This window comes from Xanthomonas sp. SHU 166, from assembly GCF_000364685.1.
GTDB lineage: Bacteria > Pseudomonadota > Gammaproteobacteria > Xanthomonadales > Xanthomonadaceae > Xanthomonas_A > Xanthomonas_A sontii.
Genome location: NZ_AQOJ01000707.1, coordinates 1 through 7,125 on the forward strand (window position 1 = coordinate 1; position 7,125 = coordinate 7,125).

Consider the following 7,125-nt stretch of genomic DNA (forward strand, 5'->3'; position numbering starts at 1 on the left):
ACAGACTCAGCAGCAGGCCGACGCCGCCGCCGACCACGCCGCTCAGCACGCCGCGCACCGGGCGCGACAGCCGCGCGAACAACACCTGCGCGACCAGCGCCGCGAACAGGCCGGCGAAGAAACCGAATCCCAGGCCGCCGCCGCGCGAGGCCGAGGCGTGCGCGCTGACCGGCGCCGGCAACGCTTCGCCGTCGATCAGCTTGACCAGCATCGCGGTCGCTTCGGAAATCCCGCCGCTGTAGTCGCCGGCGCGGAAGCGCGGCACCAGGTACTCCTGGATGATGCGGTTGGCGGTGGCGTCGGGAATCGCGCCTTCCAGGCCATAGCCGGGCTGGATGCGCACGCGCCGGTCGTCCTTGGCCACCACCAGCAGGACGCCGTCGTCCACGCCCTTGCGGCCGAGCTTCCACTGGTCGAACACGCGCTGGGTGTATTGCTCGATGCTCTCGGGCGCGGTGCTGGGCACCACCAGCACCTGCAGCTGGCTGCCCTTGCGCTGCTGCAACTGCACCGCCTGCCGGTCCAACTCCAGGCGCTGGTTCGGCGTCAGCGTGCCGGTGGTGTCGACCACCGGCGCGTCCAGCGCCGGGATCGACGCCTCGGTCTGCGCCCAGGCCAGCCAGGGCAGCAACGCCAGCAGCAGCACCAGCCAGACGCCGGCGAGCCGGCGGCGAGGTGCACGGCGAGCAGCGCCAGGCGACGCCGCCGATACGGCAGCGCGCCCAGCCATCACGAATGTGAAACGCACGGTCACGCCGGCCCGCGGCGGCGCTTAGTGCGCCGGTGCCGGCTGCTGCGGCTGCTGCGGCGGGGACGCCGGCTGGCCGCCGAAGTTCACCGCCGGCGCCTCGGAGATCTGCGCCTCGTTCTCCACCGAGAAGTTAGGCTTCTCCTTGTAGCCGAACATCTTGGCGGTGAGCACCTGCGGGAAGGACAGGATGTAGGTGTTGTAGTCCTGCACCGCCTGGATGTAGCGACCGCGCGCCACGGTGATGCGGTTCTCGGTGCCTTCCAGCTGCGCCTGCAGGTCGCGGAAGGCCTGGTCGGACTTGAGGTTCGGGTAGTTCTCGCTGACCACCAGCAACCGCGACAGCGCGCTGGACAACTGGCCCTGCGCCTGCTGGAACTGCTGCAGCGAGGCGGCGTCGTCGGCGTTGACCTGCACCTGGCCGACGCGGGCACGGGCGTTGGTCACGTCGGTCAGCACCTGCCGCTCCTGGTCGGCATAGCCCTTGACCGTGTTGACCAGGTTCGGCACCAGGTCGGCGCGGCGCTTGTACTGGTTCAGCACTTCCGACCAGCCGGCCTTGACCGCCTGGTCCTTCTGCTGGATCGCGTTGTAGCCGCAGCCGGACAGCAACACCGCCAGCGCGGCCAGGAACAGGGAGCGGGACAACAGGCGCATGCGAGGACTCCGGCGAATGACTGCGCGCAGCTTGCCACGCCGCCGGTGAAAACGCAGCCGACCTCAGCGGTGGCTCACCACTTGCCGGCGCCGGGCACCTGGTGCGCGGCGGCGCGCCGGCGCATCAGCAGGTTCAGCCACTCCACCAGCACCGAGAAGCCCATCGCCGCGTAGATGTAGGGCTTGGGCACGTGCACGTCCAGGCCGTCCAGGATCAGCACCACGCCGATCATCAGGATGAAGGCCAGCGCCAGCATCTTCACCGTCGGGTTGGCGTCGATGAAGCGGCCCAGCGGATTGGCCGCCAGCAGCATCACCGCCACCGCCAGCAGCACCGCGGCGATCATCACCGGGATGTGCTGGGCCATGCCCACCGCGGTGATCACCGAATCCAGCGAGAACACGATGTCGATCACCGCGATCTGCGCGATCACCATCCAGAACACGCCCGAGGCCTTGCTGGTGGTGGGGTCTTCGTCCTCACCGCCGGTGATCAGCTCGCGGATCTCCATCGTGCCCTTCACCAGCAGGAACAGGCCGCCGACGATCAGCACCAGGTCGCGGATCGAGATGCCCATGCCGGCGACGCTGAACAGCTCGCCCTGCATGCGCGCCAGGAACGCCAGCGACACCAGCAGCGCGATGCGGGTCAGGCACGCCACCGCGATGCCGAACTTGCGCGCGGCCGGGCGCTGCGCTTCCGGCAGCTTGCCCACGGCGATGGAGATGAACACCAGGTTGTCGATGCCCAGCACGATCTCCAACGCACTCAGCGTCAACAGCGTCAGCCAGGTGTTGGGGTCGGCGAGAAACTCGAGGGCCATGGCGTCGGATCCTTTAACGGAAGAAGAAACGGGCGGCGATCACAGCAGGCGCGGCACCAGGATCAGGCCCCAGCACAGCACCACGTTGGCCAGCATCACGAAGACCGCGGCCGAGCCCATGTCCTTGGCGCGCCCGGCCAGTTCGTGATGCTCGGGGCCGTAGCGCTCGATCACCGCTTCGATCGCCGAATTGAGCAGTTCCACCGCCAGCACCAGCAGCAGCGAGCCGATCATCAGCACCTGCTGCACCGGCCCCTGCCCCAGCCACAGCGCCAGCGGCGCCAAGATCAGGAACAGGCACACCTCCAGGCGGAAGGAGGATTCGTGCAGCCAAGCCGCGCGCAGCCCCTGCCACGACCAGCGTGCCGCCATCAGCATGCGGCGCGGTCCACGCGGCAGATGCCCGAACTGGTCGGCCACGGCTCAGCCCCGCCCCAGGGAACGGGGACGCGACGACGACGGCCGGAAGGAATCGGTCATGGGCAAGGCGCAGCGGGATAGGCGGCAATTTTGCCACAAGCCCCGCGGCACCGCCGGCATCGCCGCGGATTTGCCTGCATGTCGTGCCTGCGGCACCATCGCCGATCCCCTTGCTTCGAGGAGGCGTCATGCCCCGTTCGCCGCTGCGCGCACCGCTGCTCGCCCTGAGTCTGTTCAGCCTGTCCCTGCTGGGCCTGTCGCCGGCGCTGGCGCTCACCCCACCCCCGCCGCCCAGCGTGCCCGACCAGGTCTCCAATGCGGCCTGGGAAGAGGACATGGCGCGTTTCGCCAAGGACGATGCCGCGCATCCGGTCAAACCCGGTGGCGTGCTGTTCGTCGGCAGTTCCTCGATCCGCTTCTGGACCTCGCTGGCCACGGATTTTCCGGGCGTGCAGACGCTCAACCGCGGCTTCGGCGGCTCGGAGATCCGCGACAGCACCTGGTATGCCGACCGCATCGTGGTGCCGTACAAGCCGCGCCTGATCGTGTTCTACGCCGGCGACAACGACCTCAACAGCGGCCGCAGTCCGCAGCAGGTGCGCGACGACTTCGTGGCCTTCGCGACCCGCGTGCACCGCGACCTGCCCAAGACCCGCATCGTCTATCTGTCGATCAAGCCCAGCCCCTCGCGCGCGGCGCTGATGCCGAAGATGGCCGAGGCCAACGCGCTGATCCGCAAGGCCGCCGCAAGCCTGAAGCAGGTGCAGTTCGTCGACGTGTACACGCCGATGCTGGGTGCCGACGGGCAGCCGCGCGCCGAGCTGTTCGGACCGGACAAGTTGCACATGAACGCGGCCGGCTACGCGCTGTGGCGCGACACCCTGCGTCCGTACCTGAAGGATTGAACCGTGACGCGCCCGCGCCGCCGTGCGCGGGCGCTCACGTGACCGGCGGGAACCGCACGGTCGCAAGAATGCCGCCGCCCTCGGCGCTTTCCAGGGCCACCTGCCAACCGAAACGGTCGCACAGCCGGCGCACGATCGACAGGCCCAGCCCGGTGCCTTGCGGGCGCTCCGGCTCGGCACGGAAGAACGGCTCGAAGGCGTGCCGCAAAGCGTCCTCGGACATGCCGATGCCGGTGTCGCGGATGCGGATGCGGTCGGCCTCGACCTCGACCTCGATGCGCCCGGCGTCGGTGTAGCTGCAGGCGTTGCGCAGCAGGTTGCTGACCACCACGTGGAGCACGCGCGGCGGCGCATGCAATGTCGCCGAGGCCAGCACGCGCACGCTCAGGGTCACCGGCTTGCCGATCAGCAGTTCGCGCGCGTTCTCGGCCTCGTACTCGACCACGTCGGCGATCTCGAAGAGTTCGCTCTGCGGCACCACGTCCGCTTCCCGCGCCAGGATGAGGAAGGCGTCGATCACCGCCTCCATGTCGCGGCCGGCGCGCTGGATGCGCTGCAGGCTGCGGTGCAGGCGCGGCGGCAGTTCCTGCTCGGTCATGGCGATGTCGGTGGCGACGCGGATCACCGTCAGCGGGGTGCGCAGCTCGTGGCTGGCATCGCGGGTGAAGTTGCGTTCGCGGGCGACGTGGTCGGTGACGCGCAGGGCCAGCGCATGCAGGGCGGCGGCCAGTTGCCGCGCCTCGCCCTGTACGTCGGCCGGCAGGTTTTCCGGGGCCAATTCGGCGGCGGCAGGATGCCGCGGATCCCAGCGCGAGACCCGCCGCGCCAGCCAGTTCATCGGCGACAGCAAGCGCCGCGACACCCGCCAGGTCAGCCAGGCCACCACCAGCACCGCGATCAGGGTAAGCAACGTCGGCACCACGCCGAACCAGAACGCCAGCCGCTGCGCCGGTGCGCGCAAAAACACCAGGTACAGGCGCCCGTTCTCGGTCTGGTCGACCAGCACCATCTCGCCGCCAGGGCGATCTTCGTGCAGGCCTGGCGCCAACCCGCGCAGGTCGGCAGGCACCGCCGCATCGGATTGCCCGGCCGGCACCAGATAACCGCGCAGGCTGTGGCTGTTGGGCGGCGGTTGCTGCGGCAGCTGCGCGCGCAGGCGCCAGTAGTAGCGCGCCTCCTGCTTCAGGATCGAGCCGACCAGCGAATGCTGCACGATCGCGACCACCAGATAACTGGCAAGCGTGACCACACAGCCCGCAAACACGATGCGGGCGATCAGGGCGAGGCGAAGTTTGCGCGGCAACCCGTGCGGCATACGGCATCCGTGATCGTTGCCGCGATTATAGGAAGGCCGATCGTGAGCCTTTCGTGCAAGCGGCCCCGTTCACCGGGGCCGCTGCGGGGTCCACGATCGGGCGTTGCCTCAGCTCATCGGCTGGGCGATGTCGGCGATGCGGTAGCCGGCGCTCTGCACGGTGTGCAGCAGCGGGCGGTCGAACGGCTTGTCGATGATCTTGCGCAGGTTGTACAGGTGGCTGCGCAGGGTGTCCGAGTCCGGCAGGCCGTTGCCCCAGATCTCGCGCTCGATCTCCTGGCGGGTGACCACGCGCGGCGATTCGCGCATCAGGATGGTCAGCAGGCGCAGGCCGATCGGCGACAGCTGCAACTCGGTGCCGGCACGGGTGGCACGCATGCTCACCGGATCCAGCACCAGGTCGGCCACCTTCAGCACTTCCGAGCCGACCTGCCGGCGCTCGCGGCGGATCAGCGCGCGCAGGCGGGCTTCCAGTTCCTGGATCGCGAACGGCTTGGTCAGGTAGTCGTCGGCACCGAAGCCCAGGCCGGTGAGCTTGTCGTCGAGCGTGTCGCGCGCGGTCAGCATCAGCACCGGGGTCGACTTGCGCGCGTCGTTGCGCAGGCGGCGGCACACTTCGATGCCATCCAGACGCGGCAGCATCAGGTCCAGCACCACCACGTCGTAGCTGTTCTCCGCCGCCAGGCGGTAGCCGTCCAGGCCGTCGCAGGCGTAATCCACTTCGAACCCGCGGCCTTCCAGGTACTCGCCGATCATCTCGGAAATATTGCGGTTGTCTTCCACGACCAGCACGAGCCCGGATGTTTCCTTGGTCTGACGCATAACGCTTCCTCAGTCTTCAGCTTTGTGAAACATGCCGGATGGGCGGTGGTGGCGGCGTGAAGGCCGCTTCATCTGCCTGAGCAACAAAAAAACTACTGCGCGATCAATGGTTTGAGCTGAGGCCAGACATTGTCCAGCACCTTGGGCTGGGCCGCCGCGGTGGGGTGCAGGCCATCGCCCTGCATCAGCGACGGGTTCAGCGCCACGCCCTCCAGCAGGAACGGCAGCAGGCCCGTCCGGTATTGCTTGGCCAGGTCCGCATAGACCGCGCGCAGGCGCTGGCGGTAGCCCGGTCCGTAGTTCGGCGGCACATCGATGCCCAGCAACAGCACCTTCGCGCCGGCGTCACGGCTGAGCACGATCATCTTCTCCAGGTTGCCGCGCAGTTCGGCCGGGCTGAGCCCGCGCAACGCGTCGTTGCCGCCGAGTTCGATGACCACCACCGACGGCCGGTGCTTCTGCAGCAGCGCCGGCAGGCGGGTCAGCGCGCCGGAGGAGGTCTCGCCGCTGATGCTGGCATTGACCACCGCCGGTGGCGCCCGCATCTGTTGCTGCAGGCGCTTGTCCAGCAAAGCCACCCAGCCGGACTGCACCGGAATGTTGTGCGCCGCGCTGAGGCTGTCGCCGAGCACCAGCACCGGCCCCGTCGCACCTTTGGCACAGGCGATGGCGGGCAGCAGCACCCACCATGCCAGCAGCAGCCAGGCGCGGCGCATCCAGGCCCGCTTGCTTCTCGTCTCGTCGCCACGCATTGGAGATTCCCTCATCGACAGTCAGGCCCCCACGCTTCGCGCCAGCATCGCCATCGACGTACGCGATGTCGGCAAATCCGTCAGCGGACCGGAGGGTACGGTCCACATTCTCGACAAGGTCGGATTGACCATCGGTGAAGGCGACAGCGTCGCCATCGTAGGCGCCTCCGGCTCCGGCAAGACCACCCTGCTCGGCCTGCTGGCCGGCCTCGACCTGCCCACGCGCGGCGAGATCGTGCTGGCCGGGCAGTCGCTCAACGCATTGGACGAGGAAGCGCGCGCCGCGCTGCGCGCGCGCGAGGTCGGCTTCGTGTTCCAGAGTTTCCATCTGCTGCCGTCGCTGACCGCGGCGGAAAACATCGCGCTGCCGCTGGAGTTGGCCGGACGCGAGGATCCGGCGCGGGTGCGCGAGGTACTGGAGGCGGTCGGGCTGAGCGCGCGGGCGCGGCACTACCCGCGGCAACTGTCCGGCGGCGAGCAGCAGCGCGTGGCGCTGGCGCGCGCCTTCGTGGCGCGGCCGCGCATCCTGTTCGCCGACGAGCCCACCGGCAGCCTCGACCAGGCCACCGGGCAACAGATCAGCGACCTGCTGTTCGCGCTCAACGAAGGCAGCGACACCACCCTGGTGCTGGTCACCCACGACATGCGCCTGGCGCAGCGCTGCGAACACCGCTACCGGCTC

At 69.0% G+C, this 7,125-nt stretch carries 9 protein-coding genes; 2 read left to right on the forward strand and 7 right to left on the reverse strand.

The genetic code is table 11. The features are described from left to right. From D180_RS16565 to D180_RS16580, 4 genes are all read right to left on the reverse strand, one after another. Positions 1-730, reverse strand: a 730-nt coding sequence (locus D180_RS16565) for a TPM domain-containing protein (RefSeq protein WP_051064859.1), incomplete at its 3' end; no start/stop codon positions are given. A gap of 42 nt (positions 731-772) precedes the next feature. Next, the gene (locus D180_RS16570) at positions 773-1,405 is read right to left on the reverse strand and encodes a LemA family protein (RefSeq protein ID WP_017913676.1); all 633 of its coding nucleotides are present in this window, start codon (positions 1,403-1,405) and stop codon (positions 773-775) included. A gap of 74 nt (positions 1,406-1,479) precedes the next feature. Continuing rightward, the gene (locus tag D180_RS16575; protein WP_010342213.1) at positions 1,480-2,229 is read right to left on the reverse strand and encodes a TerC family protein; all 750 of its coding nucleotides are present in this window, start codon (positions 2,227-2,229) and stop codon (positions 1,480-1,482) included. 39 nt (positions 2,230-2,268) lie between these two features. Then, on the reverse strand, positions 2,269-2,649 hold the full coding sequence (locus D180_RS16580) for a diacylglycerol kinase (protein WP_017913677.1): 381 nt from the start codon (positions 2,647-2,649) through the stop codon (positions 2,269-2,271). 188 nt (positions 2,650-2,837) lie between these two features. Between D180_RS16580 and D180_RS16585 the strand changes: the two genes are divergently transcribed. Then, positions 2,838-3,554: an SGNH/GDSL hydrolase family protein gene (locus D180_RS16585; RefSeq protein WP_017913678.1), complete on the forward strand. Its 717-nt coding sequence runs from the start codon at positions 2,838-2,840 to the stop codon at positions 3,552-3,554. A gap of 34 nt (positions 3,555-3,588) precedes the next feature. Here D180_RS16585 and D180_RS16590 read toward each other — a convergent pair whose 3' ends face one another. From D180_RS16590 to D180_RS16600, 3 genes are all read right to left on the reverse strand, one after another. Further along, entirely contained in the window at positions 3,589-4,869 is a 1,281-nt protein-coding gene (locus D180_RS16590; protein ID WP_017909567.1) for a HAMP domain-containing sensor histidine kinase, read from the reverse strand. A gap of 108 nt (positions 4,870-4,977) precedes the next feature. After that, positions 4,978-5,691 carry a response regulator transcription factor gene (locus D180_RS16595; protein WP_003481607.1) on the reverse strand — a complete coding sequence of 238 codons (714 nt, stop codon included), beginning with the start codon at positions 5,689-5,691 and terminating at the stop codon, positions 4,978-4,980. 92 nt (positions 5,692-5,783) lie between these two features. Next, positions 5,784-6,407: an arylesterase gene (locus tag D180_RS16600; RefSeq protein ID WP_017913679.1), complete on the reverse strand. Its 624-nt coding sequence runs from the start codon at positions 6,405-6,407 to the stop codon at positions 5,784-5,786. A 160-nt stretch (positions 6,408-6,567) separates the two neighbouring features. Here D180_RS16600 and D180_RS16605 point away from each other — a divergent pair. Then, positions 6,568-7,125: ATP-binding cassette domain-containing protein (locus tag D180_RS16605; protein WP_017913680.1), on the forward strand; the 558-nt coding region annotated here is incomplete at its 3' end.